Genomic DNA, 13,487 nt, shown 5'->3' on the forward strand with positions numbered 1-13,487 from the left:
GTTACAGATATCTTTCAACTATCACTGCCGCCCCGTCGCTGTCATTGTCTAAAGTTGTCTCATCCGCCGCCGCTCTTACATCAGTTGGTGAATTGCCCATAGCAACGCCGTACCCTGCCCATCCGATCATTTCCCTGTCGTTGGAGCCGTCACCTATCGCAAGGACATCGCACCTGTCGATCCCGAGCCTTTCCGCAACTATCGCAAGCCCCTTCGCCTTGTTAACATCGGGGTGGGTCATCTCAACAAAAGCCCCCCACGAAGTCGCAGTGTAGATCCGGCCGCCAAAGCGCGAGACAGTCCTCTCTGCCATCAGGCGGAAATCGTCTTCTTCCAGCGCTATGCCCAGAAGTTTCGTTGAATCGACGTCAAGGTCCCAGAACTTTTCACCGACCGAGACGGGCCGTATTTTTGATATGTTTTCGTAGAATCTGCTTCTTGGGTCGCTGCTGTCCGTCACATAGAGCCTGTCATCGCTGTAGACCTGTATGTACCATCCCTGCTGCCGGTAGAAGGAGAGGACTTCCGCAGTCAGTTCCCTTCCTACTCCTCTTTCGTGGATGGTCTTACCAGAAAGGGGATCGCGCACGACAGCACCGTTGTAGAATATGCAGGGGGCTGTTATGCCTACCTCCCTGATCACGGGGAGGGCTGAAGGATACATCCTTCCCGTCGCGGTGACAACAGTTATCCCTGACGAGATAGCGGACCGGAGAGCGTTCCTTGTCCTTGCTGAAAGTTCGCTTGAGCTGTTAAGGATCGTACCATCCATGTCAACTGCGATAAGCCTCGGCCTGAAAGTGTTCATGCCGAGAATACCGCTAAAGAGGCTATCTCAGCTGCCACGGCAGCGGCGCCCAGGACATCGCCGTTCACTCCGCCGAGCCTGGAGTTCATCCAGTCCGCCATCCCGAAACCCGTTATAAGGGCGGCCGCAGCTGAGAAGAACCACCTGACCGGCGCGATCGGCATGAAGACAAAAAACGCGATCAATGAGATGAAGAGATCATATCCTGTGAAGGTGTCCACCCAGCCTTTGCCCATGCCGCTCTCCCAAGGATACCTGCCCATGTAGGCAGCTGTGCAGCATGCAAATCTGCCGGAAGCAGCGGAAACGATCAACGCGGTTGTGAGTCTGTCAGGCCGGACAGATCCCGCCAGGGATGTCCAGAGTCCGAATGCGAGTATGAGGCCGACAGCCCCATAAGCTCCAAGCCTGCTGTCCTTCATTACGGAACGGAGCTCCTCGCCCTGCCGGCCCGAGCCTATTCCGTCCCAGAGATCCCCCCACCCGTCGAGGTGCAGTGACCATCCTATTATCGAGTAAAACAAGACGCCTATCCAAATGGAGCCGGGCGCGCCTAATCCCAGGGATCTCACGACAGACACTGCGATCCCGACAAGCAGGCCGAGAAGCCCTCCGGCAAGGGGGGCAAGAGGAAGTGTCCTGTTGCCTGTCGGCATCTCCGACGGCCACAGCTTTTTGGGCAGCGGGATGCGCGAGAGCAGGGTCCATGCCACAACTAACCTGCCAATGAAGTCAAGCCTCGATCCCTCGTTTCTGATCTCATCAGTCAGCCTGTCCATATATTCCCGGAATTTTACGCTCTTCATTGCCAACTCTCCTCCATCGACCCTTTGACCCACAGAGGGCAGCCTGCGACTACAAGGGCGACTCTTTCCGCCTTTGAAGCGCAGAGCTGGTTCATCCTGCCCTGCAGATCCCTGAATCGCCTGCCCATTATATAAGTCGGCACGAGGCCGAAACCGACCTCGTTGCTCACAATTATCAGGTGCGTCCCTTCTCGAGGGATAGAACAGAGATCTTCGGTCATTGCCCTTATTTGTTCTTCCCTTGCCTGCCACTCGGATCCCGAGGCGTTTTCCGCAAGCCCCCCTTCAAGGAAGAGGCGGGTCAGCCACAGCGTGAGGCAGTCAAGCAGAAGGACCCCCCTTATTCTCTTTACAGCCGCACATATCTCGTAGGGATCTCCTTCGAAGGTCTCCCATCCCGCAGGCCTTCTCTTTTTGTGTATGGCAATGCGTTCCTGCATCTCTGCGTCCCGGGCGTCCGCAGCCGCAAGGTACGTAACATGGGAGGCAGCACACTTAGCCAGCCTTTCAGCAAAGGTGCTCTTCCCGCTTCTGGCACCCCCCAGGATGAGGGTGATCCCTGATTTGAACATCCTCTCACCGTCAGTTTCCAAAGTCTATCCCCTGCAGTATGTTTCCGAGCGTCTGCTCTATGATCTGTCCGCCGATATTATTCCCGTTGGTATAGCTTACTCCGGGGCCGACAGGGATTTCAAATTTAAGTCTGAAGACAGTATCCCTGCCCTGATAGTCTTTTTCATTCGGATCGCTGGCCGACTTCGGTATCACGTTCCTTGGGCTTGTCATCTGCTCCGATTTGTCGACCTTTACGTTGCTGAAGCTCGGAGAATCCATAGTTCCGTTTATATTCATCGTAACGAAACGGAAATCTGTCCTTGTGAAGCCTGACAGGACTCCTCCGAGGAAGTTCTGCAGCAGCGCGCTTCTGTCAAGCTCACCCGTGAATTCCATGCCGACGTTTATGATCCCCTGAAGCGCTCCGAGGAGGGCGTTCAAAGCCTGAATATTTACTTTGCCCATGGCAAAGAGGCTCATCTCTTTTTTCTTGTTTACCAGACCGTCAAGCATGACATAACGATATACGGGATCTCCGGGAGGCGCCACAGCCTGGCTTCCGGGAAGGATCGTCAGGTACCCTTCGTCAAGGGTGAATGCCGTCTGGACCGTTTTGAAGAGGAGCGGTTTGCCCTTTGTATATTTTTTTGCGGCCTCTACCGCTTCAAAGCCGGAGATCTCTCCGTCCCTAAGGAAGAGGACCCCTGCGGCATTGACGGTGCTCATCCTTCCCGGTTCGCCCCCTGCCCTGATCTTAAGGTCTCCTTTGCCCGAAATCGAACCCGAAAGGGAGGGAAAAGCCTGTTTTATCATGGGAGCCACGTCGGCGCTCATCACTGTAAGGTTGCCGCCCCAGCTGCTCTTCGCTATGTCCATTGCAAGTCCGCCTGTAACAGCTCCGCCGTTCGTCTCAGCCTTCACGTCTTCCATGACCGCATAGCCTTCGGAGATGTAAAACGGGGCGTTGACGTTCCTTATCCTCAATCCCAGGAATCTCATCCTTTCAGAAGAAAATGAACCTTCTCCGCTGAAATTGTCGACCTCTCCCCTGCCGGTGAACTTGAAGCTGGCGTTTCCTCCGAACCTCCGCCTGAACTGGTCAGGCAAGTAGGCTCCTATCTGCCTGAGGTCAATATCTTTGCCTTTAGTGTCAAGGGCTCCATGCCATTTTCCGTTCTCCATGTAGACTCTGCCGTTAGCCGTCAATTCACCTCGTGCAAGCCTTGCCTTAGCTTCTGAAACTTTAATGTCTATCAGGCTGCCGTTGAACGCGACATCTACCATCGGGAGCAGAAATCCCCTGTACCTGAAAGGTGCCAGCGTACCGCTGCCGTTCAAAAGAGGCTTTTCAACTGTACCTCCGACCAGAACTTCGCTTTTTATAAGGCCCTGCACGCCCCTTACTACCGGCAGGTGTTTCCTCAGCAACTCATACATGTTTATATTTTCAGATGCGATCTTCAGATCGAGCATGGATTCTGAGAAAGGCCTGCCCGCCGGCGAAGGGATGATCTTACCGGTGAGGAGATGCTTTCCCCTCAGGAAATCGACCTTTACATTGCTGATCCTGATCTCCTTTGGATCACCGCTCAGGCTGCCTGTGGCCCCGTCAGCTGAGAACTCCTTCCACCTGAGGCCTTCTGACGAAATGTCCGCGTTCCATCTGATGCCTCTTCCGTCATCGCCCACCTTGATCTCACCCGAGCACGGTCCTTCGATATCCTGCTCCATGCCAAAAAGTCCGTTGAGGGCCGAGATGTCCACTCTCCTGACTCTGCCTTCGAATTCCCACCTGACAGGAGAAGATCCGCTGGATGCCTTATACGGAAGGTCGACTTTGCCTTTGAGGTCCGCACTGCCTCCGGCCATTTCTGCATCCATCTTCCTGAAGTCAAGCTTATTTGATGAATATGCCATTTCAGTATGAAATCTTGAGACCTCGAGATCCATGAACCTGCCGTTTGAGACCCTGAGCTTCAGCAGCGCCTCAGGAGAATCTGTCTTTCCCCTAAGAGTCCATGTTCCCGAAGCATCTCCGGATATATTCAAAGTTTTGAGGACTCCGAGTGTGCTATGAAAGCCGCTGAGGGAGGCGTTCTTTATCGCTCCGCTGAAGGAGAGCTCGGGTGTTCCCCCTATATCCTTCATATTGCCCGAAGCCGTGATAAGCGCCCCGTTCCAGAGAAGGGACGCATTCGTCAGCCTGAAAGTTCCCAGCGAAACGTCGTACTCGGGGGATGCCTTGACCCTCGTAAGCTTTCCTATCCCCTTTATCTCCGCGGAGGGCGAGGTGATGTCCGCCTTCACCTTCATTGCGCTTATTTCTCCCCCGATTTTCGCAGAGACATCGGCGGTACCCTTAAGTTCGTATTTTCCCAGTTCGCTGAACGCTTTTCCAAGTTCTTCCAGCTTTATCGCCCTCGCGTTCAGTTTAAGATCGACAGGCACTCCGTCGGCGATGCTGAGAGTTCCTGCGAGCTTTATTTCCCTTCCCTCGCTGAGAGCCGAGAGATCTAATTTCCCTGAAGGCCTGCCCTCAAAGAGCGCCTTCCCCTGCAGCGCTGTGAACTTCATATTGTTGTACGCAACGTTTGAGGGAGCTATCTCGACTTTCCCTACAAGCGCGTCCAGCGGGCCCTTAAGGTCTGCCTCCATAGCGGTGATGCTGCCTTTCAGCATCGCTGCGTTCCCTGCTATCTCATGGGCTATCTTGTCAGTCCAGTCTGCGAAGCGGAGGTTCCGCGCATCGGCTTTCAGTTCGAGATATTTCCCCGGGGCCCTTGTATCAAGCTTCATCGATCCCCGGAGTGATGAGTCGAAGACCTTGCTCTCCTCAAGCGAGATATCAAGAACACCCTCTTCGTATCTCCATTTGGCCGCTACCTCTTCAAGCGGCACCTTTCCGACAACAGCCTTTTTAAGGACCCCTTCTCCAGAAGTGAAGATGTCCCTGCCCTCGCCCCTCATTTCCATCTTTGCCGTCAATGTGCCCGTTACGCCATATTTCGAGAAGTTCGGGAATATCGAGGCTATCGTCCGCAGGTCGGCATCTTTTATATCAGCTTTGAAATCCGGAACAGGATATACAGCTCCGGAGGCTTTGGCGGAACCTTCGTCAAGCTTGGCGGAGAAGCCGTCAAGCAGCCAGTTTTCTTCTTCCTTTCTGACTACTCCGAATACTGAAAATGGGATATCACGGAACTTGCCCTTGAGCACGGGGGCGAACCACTCCAGTCCGCGAAGTTCAAGCGAGCTGTCGTCCAGCTCGAGGAGCCCCCATTGGGAGGATACCCTGACCTCGTTCAGTATTATCTTGTCCATAGGGATATCCTTTGTTCCCGCGCTCCCCTTTTTCTCCGGCACCATCTTAAGCAGCGAATCATAGTCGGTGCTTAGGCCCTCTATCACCAGGGTGGATATGCGGGGTGAATTTTTAAGAAGGCTGGGGAGGGAGAGGTTTATGTCTATCTTATCAATCGTGAGGAGCTTGTCATCGGAACGGACAAAGGACATTTCCTTCCCTTCGAAGCCCATGACGGGGTTGCCGGAAAGGGCAGGCATGACAAGCTCGACGTTGAGCTGGTCCCTTACGGCATTGCTGATCTGGTCCACGACAAGATCCCCCAGGAAGTCCACCTGAGTCAGGACCACAAGGGCGATCCCTGCGGCTGCAGTTGTTAATGCAGCAATTATTCCTGCTTTGCTGTTGATTTTTTTCACCCTCAAAATCAATTACACCTCGGCGGCTCTGTATACATTTTCATTTGATCATGTGATCGGCTGTTATACCCGGTAATTCTACCATGTTTTCACTTTCGGACATATGCAATTACACTGTATATGTCCGCCTTAATTATACATTGTCACATAATTGCCGGGACCTGGAGCAGAGGACACGCGGCTATCCCGGACCCGGCGATAAAAGGGGAGGCCTGAAATGAAAACAGGCCTCCCTCGTTGATCTTTTTTATGATTCAGTGGAGGTGATACTTGCCCTCTATCCTGGTCGTGGCTGATCCTCCGAAAAGTATCCTGTCAGCCCTCTCTCCGGTTAGGCGCCTTATCCTGACGATATTGGGGGAGTTCCGGGAGGGTCCCTGTTCTATCGAGAAATCATCCTCCCACATGCCTTCGTCGATAAGATAATATCCAAATGCCGAATTTCCGGAGCCCGTGGCAGGGTCTTCCAGGTATCCGTATTTGGGCGCGAAGACGCGGGTCCTGTATTTTGTCCCTTTTGTACTTACCTCGTCGGTATATACGTGTACTATGTCAAAATCTTTTTCCGTGGAAAATCTCCTGAGCTTCTCCTGATCCGGGAAGAGTTCAATACAGTCCATGAGGGAAGCCAGAGGGACTATTAGGGTCCTGAGACCGCCGTCTATTACTCTGACTGCTCTTTCTGCCTTTATAGCTTCCACGTCCGCACCAAGTGCTTCAGCTATCTCGTTTCGACTGATATCCCTTTGAAGAAATCCCGGCTCCGGGGCTGTTATGTAGACCGCATCCTCTTCCCTCAGGCGGTTGAAGACAGGCAAGGTCTCCGCCCTGACCCTGATCTTCAGCTCCTTTTCCTCAAGCAGTTCCGTATCTGTCGAGATGAGGTCATACATGATGGCGATAGTTGCATGTCCGCAGAATGCGACTTCGCATTCAGACGAATAGTACTTCAGATGAAATCCGCCGGGCTCCCTGCAGGCAAAGCCCACTTCGCTGACAAAGCCTTTGAGTTCGGATGCGAGTTTCTGCATCTCTCCCTCACTCAGGCTGTCCATCCGGTCCAGAAGAACATAACCGGCAGGGTTGCCTGAAGAGCTTCCCTTCGTGAAAGCGTCGATCTTTTTAAAACCCAGTATCTTCATGACCAAGGCTCCTTTTGACCGATTGGTGATCCTTTGACAAACATACCTCAGAGTATACGCCAACTTTGGATTTTGTTCAGAACAAGATTGCTTACGGCAAAATAGAGAAAAATAATTCTAGACCAAAATTCCGGATGCTTTTGGGAATAAAAAAAACACCCGCCTCGAAAGGCGGGCATATAATTACCTGGTGGAGCTTAGGGGATTCGAACCCCTGACCTCTTGAATGCCATTCAAGCGCTCTCCCAACTGAGCTAAAACCCCGAAGTCGAACATGGGCCATTATACTGATTAGGTTAAATGGTGTCAATACTATCATAAGGGCATGAAAAGACTTACTACGGCAGGAAAAACAAAAACCTGCGCGACTGTTTTATTAACTTTGGCCCTCCTGTTTGCCTTAGCCGGCTCATCCTTCGCGGTCACAAAGGATGAGCTTATGCCGTATATTTTCAAATCACTGGGACACAAAGTGCCCGCAAAATATCTGACTGATACTGATGATGAAATGACCGGTTCCTCAGCCCTGAGGCTCGTGTTTGAATCGATGGGCTGGGGCTTCGTCATAACCGCCTATGACCAGGTCACGATATTGCCGGAATGGAGCCATCTGGATCCTGTGGCGGAAATAGCAAAAAAGATATCCCCTTCTCTTCCGTCGGCGATCCTGAACGGCCTTGAGAGACCGTTAGGCGAAGAAGATATAAAAGCACTGACAGACTGGCTCGAACTCTGCAGGAAAAAAGTATCCTGGAAGGACTCATTCTCATCAGAGGGTACTACGCTGACTATGTTTAAACACGGGATAGGCGACCCTTCAGGCCCGGCAAACGGAAATTTGGAAACGGGGGTCAACGAACCCCTCTTCGCGGCGATGATAACAGTCGACATGGACGCAGTTAAATGCCAGATAGCTACAGCGGTCATGGTCGGTGCAAACAAGGCACCCCTAGCCACCATAGCCGTCGAAAACTACGGCGTCGTCGGAGGGATCAACGGAGGTTATTTTGCCGGGGCAAAACCGATAGGCGTGCTTCGAAGGCAGGGATACACCGACAACGCGAAGTTCTGGCCGCAGCGGTCCGCGTTCGGCTGGAACGACAAAGGGGAAACGGTCTTCGTAGACGGCAGGGAGACAGCTGACATAAATTCCGACAGACGCTTCGACCAATATACCGAGATGCTCCAGGCCGGTCCGCTCCTGCTTAAGAACGGCGAATATACGGACAATACTGAAAACATCAAAGAAAACGTCCTCAATATGCGGCATCCACGGACTATGGTAGGGACTGACGGCAAAAAAATCATGTGGGCGGTCATAGACGGCAGGGACAATATGCACAGCGTTGGTGCGACCATTGAGGAGACAAGGAAGGTATGCAGGTGGCTGGGGATGTCTACGGCACTGAACCTTGACGGCGGAGGGTCCAGCTCTCTCTGGTGGAGGGGAAACACCTTCACCCTTCCAAGCAACAGCAACGATGCCGAGCGCCCAATACCTTACGGTGTGCTGATATTCAGGGAGGATTCAGGAGTCAGAAACTGACCTTTCTTGTCCGGTCAGACAATATTCAGATCAAAAAAACGGGACCCCGATCTGATGGCGGGGTCCCGTTTTATCTGTTCCAAAATCATAAGAGATCGGACTACTTGAGTTCCACCTTTGCTCCGGCTTCTTCGAGTTTCTTCTTCATCTCTTCGGCTTCTTCCTTTGCAGCCTGCTCTTTTACGGTCTTGGGTGCGCCGTCTACGAGCTCTTTGGCTTCTTTGAGGCCGAGGCCGGTGATCTCACGAACGACCTTGATGACGCCGATCTTGTTTGCGCCGTGGTCAGCGAGGACTACGTCGAACTCTGTCTTCTCTTCTTCGACTGCCGCTGCGGGTGCTGCTGCGCCGGCCATAGGCATCATCATCGCGGGTGCCGCTGCCGATACGCCAAATTTGTCCTCGAGTTCCTTCACGAGCTCGGAGAGCTCAAGTACTGACATTTCTTCAATTGCCTTGATGATATCTTCACGTGTCATACTAATTCATCCTCCTAAGGATATTTTAAATTTTTATGCTGCTATGCGGCAAATTTGCCACTCATACCGGCTATGCCGCTTCCTTTTTGTCCTTGATCTGCGAGAGGCATGTGACGAGTCCTCTTGCAGGGCCGGAAAGTACTGTGACGAGTCCCCTGAGAGGAGCTGCGATGGTACCGACGACCTGGGCGATGAGAACTTCCTTTGAGGGAAGGTCCGCAAGCGCGAAGACCTGTTCCTTGCTGAGGATCTTTCCTTCAAGGACCGCCGCCTTCACTATCAGGGCCTCGTTTCCCTTCTCTTTTGAGAAGTCGCGGATGGCTTTCGCTACAGATGCCACGTCGCCGTAGGAGAGAACGTAGCCGTTCGGGCCTGAGTCAAACTCAGGTGCATGTGTTATGCCCGCCTCCGTAAAGGCTATGCGCATAAGTGTGTTCTTGCACACCTTCATCTCGCCGCCTGCCTCGCGGATGCGTTTGCGGCAGTCGCTGATCTTCTTGACTGTGAGGCCGCGGTACTCGGTGATGAAGACTGCGTTGCTCTTGTTGAGCAGTCCTACCAGGGAATCGATCGTTTCACGTTTTGCTTGTGTTGGCATTCAATTTCACCTCCTGTTGATGTTGTGATCGGATGCCGACAATAAAAAAGGCCTCCGTCACTCAAGGGGAGTCCGGAAGCCATAATACGTGCAGTAATTGAGTTAATGGGGCACGGTTATCCTTCGCAGACCTCGGCAGGAAATTAAGCGCAAGCGCACCTGCTGTCTTGAGTCTAAGCTGTGAGATTATACAATAAGGATGATAATTTGTACAGCACCCCAAATATTGTTGCTGTAACTGTTCCTGATATCCGATATCTATGCCCGGAGGGAAAACTCAGCAAAATATTTGGTACAGACAACAATTTTATCAACATCATCCGGCTTTTGTAATGTAAAATAATCAGCATGATATCAAGGCACAAATAATATACGGAGGAGTTTCAACATGAAAAGGCTCTTGACACTTATCCTGGCATGCATTCTTATTTCCATTGCATCATCATCGATGGCAAAACCGGCCGCTGAGGAATTTAGAAACAAAGAATACGATTATTCCTCGATCAAATCCGTACTGGCGCTTCCAGTAATGTATGAGATCACGATACCTCCGAACGAGCCTTTCCTTGACGATTCTGTCCAGCAGAGGTGGAGAGAACTGACATCCCAGGAAAAGGGCGGTTTCAGTTTCCTTGTAAAGACCCCAGAACAGATAATCGAAAGGGATGACTTTGTCAAAGGCACCGGACCTTCAGAAAAAACCGGCAGGGACAAGACCGCTGAGAAGGCGCTCTCACTCTCCCCGGAATACACAGACGCAATATTGTCGGCAACCGTCACGAAATGCGCATACACGACCGTCCACCACCCTCAGGAGGTCGTCTGGGATACAAGGTACGAAAACCGCTCCGTATATGTAAACGGCAAATGGGAGACACGGAGCGTACCCATAAGCTACCAGAAGATCAAGCCCGCGTGGGACGAAACATCCGCACTGGGGGCGGTAAGGCTGGAACTTCGGAACTCGAGGGACAATACTTTGATCTACGGCGTCAACGTAACGGCCAGCACCGCAGAGGACCTCTTCACCCCTTTGCCTACATTGACGAGGCATATCACAAACGTTGTGGAAAACGCGGTCAAGAGGGTGCCGAAAAAATAATTTGATCTCAGTTCCGAAAAAAGCATTAAAGAAAAAGTAAGGGGGACGCGCAAGCATCCCCCTTACTTTTTCTCATGTGAGTTCAGAAATTTATTCTGCTGTTGTGTCTTTCTGGGCCTGGACGGGATCTACGGAAATTCCAACTCCCATAGTCGTTGCAAGGGTCATGCTTTTGACATAGGTACCCTTTACAGCTGCAGGGCGGGCTTTGAGGATGGCTCTGAAGAGCGCCTTGACGTTGTTTTCAAGGTGTTCTGCCGGGAAAGATGCTCTGCCTACCGCGTTGTGCGTAATAGCTGTTTTATCGACACGGAACTCGATACGACCGGCTTTGATCTCTTTGACAGCACCGGCAACGTCGAACGTAACTGTATTCGCCTTTGCGCTTGGCATAAGTCCGCGGGGACCGAGAACTTTGCCGAGACGTCCGGCTGATTTCATTATGTCCGGTGTGGCGATTACTGCATCGAAATCCATCCTGCCTTCAGCGATCTCTTTTACAAGATCTTCGCCTCCGACGATGTCCGCGCCTGCGTCCTGAGCTTCCTTCTGCTTGTCTCCGAGTGCAAGGACACACACCTTCTTTGTGTGGCCTGTCCCGTGCGGAAGGACGATCGTGCTTCTTACCTGCTGGTCTGCATGGCGGGGGTCTACGCCGAGACGAACATGGAGTTCGAGGCTTTCGTCGAATTTAGCCGTTGCACATTCCTTCGCTATTGCGACAGCCTCTGAAATTGAATACTGCTTCGTGAGATCTACTTTTTCGAGCAGTGCCTTGTAGCGCTTACCTTTTTTTGACATTATTATTCCTCCTCGTGGTAATGTCGGAAGACCAGAGATCCTCCTCCCACATCCCGGATATCCGGGAAGTCATCTAGCCGGTATTTCTAACCGACTACCTCGATGCCCATCGAACGGGCTGTGCCTTCGATCATCTTCATTGCAGCGTCGATGTCGTTCGCATTGAGGTCGGGCATCTTGAGAGCCGCGATCTCCTGGACCTGCTTCTTTGTTATCTTTCCTACCTTGTCCTTGTTGGGGACAGAGGAGCCCTTTTCCTTGCCCGCAGCTTTCTTGATCAGGATGCTCGCGGGGGGGGTCTTGAGGATAAAAGAGAAGCTGCGGTCAGCGTATACTGTGATAACGACCGGGATGATCATCCCAACTTTGTCCGCCGTCTTGGCGTTGAAAGCCTTGACGAATTCCATTATGTTAATGCCGCGCTGTCCGAGCGCAGGTCCTACCGGCGGCGCCGGTGTCGCTTTTCCTGCGGGAAGCTGCAGTTTAAGCTCCCCAATTACCTTCTTTGCCATAGTACATGTTACCTCCTTGGTTTTGCTGCTTATGTAAAGCCCTCATCGGGCGATCATTCTTTTGTCAATGTGCGCTATGCAAAATTAAAGCAGTGACTGTTTCTGTCAGATCTTTTCCAGCTCGGTATAGTCCGCTTCAACAATGGTCTCACGTCCGAATACCGTTACGCTGAACTTTATCTTGCCCTTGTCCGCATCAATACCGATGACAGGACCGGCCTGTCCCGCAAATGGTCCACTCCTGACCTGGATCGTATCTCCCACCTGGAAATCGACTTCGACCTTAGGCTTCGCCTCTTTGCCAAGCTTGTTCATTATCTCCTCTACCTCTTTAGGGGTAAGGGGGATAGGATGGTTTCCCGATCCGACAAATCCCGTCACTCCGGGTGTATGGCGAACTACATACCAGGACTGGTCCTCGAGGATCATCTCCACGAGCACATAGCTCGGGAAGATCTTTCTCCGGATCCGCTTTGTTTTGCCCTCTTTGATGTAAACTTTCTCTTCAATTGGGACAAGGACACGGAAGATCCTGTCTTCCATACCCATCGTCGCGATCCTCTGCTCAAGGTTCGCCTTGACCTTATTCTCGTAGCCGGAATAGGTCTGGACTATGTACCAGCTTCGTTCCTGTGTGTTACCAAATATTTCGCTCATGCCTAAAAGAGGGCCGCAGCCCCCTTCACCTCCAGGTTACAGTCGAGACTCGAAAGCCATATCTGATCCAGGCTATCGGACGATTTTGGAGAATACTCCCGTGAGAAGCAAATCTACCAGCCCGAGATAGGCTGAAACCATGAAAGTTACCACAATGACTACGATCGTTGAATACCACATTTGCTGCCTTGTGGGCCATGTGACCTTTTTCAGTTCAGCTCTTGATTCCCGGATGTAGTCGAGGACTTTTTCCATAACCCCGACCTCCTCATTCTCAAACTTTGATATTTCTAGAACCTAAACAAAAACCGGCAAAAACAAAATGGCAGGCCTGGAAGGATTCGAACCCTCAACCCCCGCATTTGGAGTGCGGTGCTCTAACCAGTTCGAGCTACAGACCTGCGTGCGGAGGTTATTTTACCCTACTTGCACTCCTTATGCAAGGTATGTTTGTCACAGAACTTGCAATATTTCTTTTTTTCAAGTTTTTTGGTAGCCTTTTTCTTGTTGACAAGCGTCACATAGTTGCGGCGCTTGCATGTTGTGCACTGAAGACCGACGATATCCGCCATTATTCTTTCACTCCATACAAAAAGTTTTTAATAGGCGGCTGATTTTTACAGCCGCCTCGTTCAGCTGCTAGTCTATGATCTCAGTAACGACGCCTGCGCCTACCGTGCGGCCGCCTTCGCGTACTGCGAAGCGCAGTCCCGGCTGCATTGCGATCGGTACGATCAGGTTCACTTCAAATGTGCTGTTGTC

Annotated in this window: 15 protein-coding genes, 2 tRNA genes and 1 other annotated feature; of the genes, 2 read left to right on the forward strand and 15 right to left on the reverse strand. The window is 51.9% G+C overall.

Annotation, left to right across the window (positions count from 1 at the left end; all coding sequences use genetic code 11):
* Window position 1: 1 nt before the first annotated feature.
* From OLM33_07965 to OLM33_07990, 6 genes are all read right to left on the reverse strand, one after another.
* Entirely contained in the window at window positions 2-808 is an 807-nt protein-coding gene (locus OLM33_07965) for a Cof-type HAD-IIB family hydrolase (protein MCW1713594.1), read from the reverse strand.
* Complete coding sequence (locus OLM33_07970) at window positions 805-1,614, reverse strand: adenosylcobinamide-GDP ribazoletransferase (protein MCW1713595.1); 810 nt, start codon at window positions 1,612-1,614, stop codon at window positions 805-807. The genes OLM33_07965 and OLM33_07970 overlap by 4 nt, the downstream gene beginning before the upstream one ends.
* The gene (gene cobU / locus OLM33_07975) at window positions 1,611-2,207 is read right to left on the reverse strand and encodes a bifunctional adenosylcobinamide kinase/adenosylcobinamide-phosphate guanylyltransferase (GenBank protein MCW1713596.1); all 597 of its coding nucleotides are present in this window, start codon (window positions 2,205-2,207) and stop codon (window positions 1,611-1,613) included. Before cobU ends, OLM33_07970 begins: the two co-directional genes overlap by 4 nt.
* Window positions 2,197-5,895, reverse strand: a complete 3,699-nt coding sequence (locus OLM33_07980; GenBank protein ID MCW1713597.1) for a hypothetical protein — start codon at window positions 5,893-5,895, stop codon at window positions 2,197-2,199. Before OLM33_07980 ends, cobU begins: the two co-directional genes overlap by 11 nt.
* Before the next feature lie 248 nt (window positions 5,896-6,143).
* Window positions 6,144-7,031 (reverse strand): PhzF family phenazine biosynthesis protein, encoded by an 888-nt coding sequence (locus OLM33_07985; protein ID MCW1713598.1) that lies wholly within the window; start codon window positions 7,029-7,031, stop codon window positions 6,144-6,146.
* A 188-nt stretch (window positions 7,032-7,219) separates the two neighbouring features.
* Window positions 7,220-7,295: transfer RNA gene (locus OLM33_07990), tRNA-Ala, on the reverse strand.
* A gap of 118 nt (window positions 7,296-7,413) precedes the next feature.
* Between OLM33_07990 and OLM33_07995 the strand changes: the two genes are divergently transcribed.
* On the forward strand, window positions 7,414-8,577 hold the full coding sequence (locus OLM33_07995) for a phosphodiester glycosidase family protein (protein ID MCW1713599.1): 1,164 nt from the start codon (window positions 7,414-7,416) through the stop codon (window positions 8,575-8,577).
* Window positions 8,578-8,677: 100 nt separating this feature from the next.
* Here OLM33_07995 and rplL read toward each other — a convergent pair whose 3' ends face one another.
* Complete coding sequence (rplL, locus tag OLM33_08000; protein ID MCW1713600.1) at window positions 8,678-9,055, reverse strand: 50S ribosomal protein L7/L12; 378 nt, start codon at window positions 9,053-9,055, stop codon at window positions 8,678-8,680.
* A 70-nt stretch (window positions 9,056-9,125) separates the two neighbouring features.
* Complete coding sequence (rplJ, locus tag OLM33_08005; protein ID MCW1713601.1) at window positions 9,126-9,653, reverse strand: 50S ribosomal protein L10; 528 nt, start codon at window positions 9,651-9,653, stop codon at window positions 9,126-9,128.
* A gap of 34 nt (window positions 9,654-9,687) precedes the next feature.
* Window positions 9,688-9,843, reverse strand: a sequence feature (ribosomal protein L10 leader region).
* A 198-nt stretch (window positions 9,844-10,041) separates the two neighbouring features.
* Between rplJ and OLM33_08010 the strand changes: the two genes are divergently transcribed.
* On the forward strand, window positions 10,042-10,755 hold the full coding sequence (locus OLM33_08010; GenBank protein ID MCW1713602.1) for a hypothetical protein: 714 nt from the start codon (window positions 10,042-10,044) through the stop codon (window positions 10,753-10,755).
* Window positions 10,756-10,845: 90 nt separating this feature from the next.
* On the opposite strand, the gene rplA is transcribed toward OLM33_08010, so the two are convergent.
* The 7 genes from rplA to tuf form a co-directional block, all read right to left on the reverse strand.
* Entirely contained in the window at window positions 10,846-11,556 is a 711-nt protein-coding gene (gene rplA, locus OLM33_08015; protein ID MCW1713603.1) for a 50S ribosomal protein L1, read from the reverse strand.
* A gap of 86 nt (window positions 11,557-11,642) precedes the next feature.
* Window positions 11,643-12,068 (reverse strand): 50S ribosomal protein L11, encoded by a 426-nt coding sequence (gene rplK / locus OLM33_08020; protein ID MCW1713604.1) that lies wholly within the window; start codon window positions 12,066-12,068, stop codon window positions 11,643-11,645.
* 105 nt (window positions 12,069-12,173) lie between these two features.
* Window positions 12,174-12,725, reverse strand: coding sequence for a transcription termination/antitermination protein NusG (gene nusG / locus OLM33_08025; protein MCW1713605.1), 552 nt, complete (start codon window positions 12,723-12,725; stop codon window positions 12,174-12,176).
* A gap of 72 nt (window positions 12,726-12,797) precedes the next feature.
* On the reverse strand, window positions 12,798-12,980 hold the full coding sequence (secE, locus tag OLM33_08030; GenBank protein ID MCW1713606.1) for a preprotein translocase subunit SecE: 183 nt from the start codon (window positions 12,978-12,980) through the stop codon (window positions 12,798-12,800).
* A 68-nt stretch (window positions 12,981-13,048) separates the two neighbouring features.
* Window positions 13,049-13,126: transfer RNA gene (locus OLM33_08035), tRNA-Trp, on the reverse strand.
* A 21-nt stretch (window positions 13,127-13,147) separates the two neighbouring features.
* Window positions 13,148-13,297 carry a 50S ribosomal protein L33 gene (gene rpmG / locus OLM33_08040; GenBank protein ID MCW1713607.1) on the reverse strand — a complete coding sequence of 50 codons (150 nt, stop codon included), beginning with the start codon at window positions 13,295-13,297 and terminating at the stop codon, window positions 13,148-13,150.
* A gap of 67 nt (window positions 13,298-13,364) precedes the next feature.
* The coding region (gene tuf, locus OLM33_08045; protein ID MCW1713608.1) for an elongation factor Tu at window positions 13,365-13,487 on the reverse strand (123 nt) is incomplete at its 5' end.

This window comes from Synergistaceae bacterium DZ-S4 (assembly GCA_025943965.1).
GTDB lineage: Bacteria > Synergistota > Synergistia > Synergistales > Synergistaceae > Caenicola > Caenicola nitritireducens.

Bases quoted from the DNA above. Each gene is read 5' to 3' on its own strand.
- OLM33_07965 (MCW1713594.1), bottom strand. From the start codon at position 808: ATGAACACTTTCAGGCCGAGGCTTATCGCAGTTGACATGGATGGTACG.
- OLM33_07970 (MCW1713595.1), bottom strand. From the start codon at position 1,614: ATGAAGAGCGTAAAATTCCGGGAATATATGGACAGGCTGACTGATGAG.
- OLM33_07985 (MCW1713598.1), bottom strand. From the start codon at position 7,031: ATGAAGATACTGGGTTTTAAAAAGATCGACGCTTTCACGAAGGGAAGC.
- rplL (MCW1713600.1), bottom strand. From the start codon at position 9,055: ATGACACGTGAAGATATCATCAAGGCAATTGAAGAAATGTCAGTACTT.
- rplJ (MCW1713601.1), bottom strand. From the start codon at position 9,653: ATGCCAACACAAGCAAAACGTGAAACGATCGATTCCCTGGTAGGACTG.
- OLM33_08010 (MCW1713602.1), top strand. From the start codon at position 10,042: ATGAAAAGGCTCTTGACACTTATCCTGGCATGCATTCTTATTTCCATT.
- rplA (MCW1713603.1), bottom strand. From the start codon at position 11,556: ATGTCAAAAAAAGGTAAGCGCTACAAGGCACTGCTCGAAAAAGTAGAT.
- rplK (MCW1713604.1), bottom strand. From the start codon at position 12,068: ATGGCAAAGAAGGTAATTGGGGAGCTTAAACTGCAGCTTCCCGCAGGA.
- nusG (MCW1713605.1), bottom strand. From the start codon at position 12,725: ATGAGCGAAATATTTGGTAACACACAGGAACGAAGCTGGTACATAGTC.
- secE (MCW1713606.1), bottom strand. From the start codon at position 12,980: ATGGAAAAAGTCCTCGACTACATCCGGGAATCAAGAGCTGAACTGAAA.
- rpmG (MCW1713607.1), bottom strand. From the start codon at position 13,297: ATGGCGGATATCGTCGGTCTTCAGTGCACAACATGCAAGCGCCGCAAC.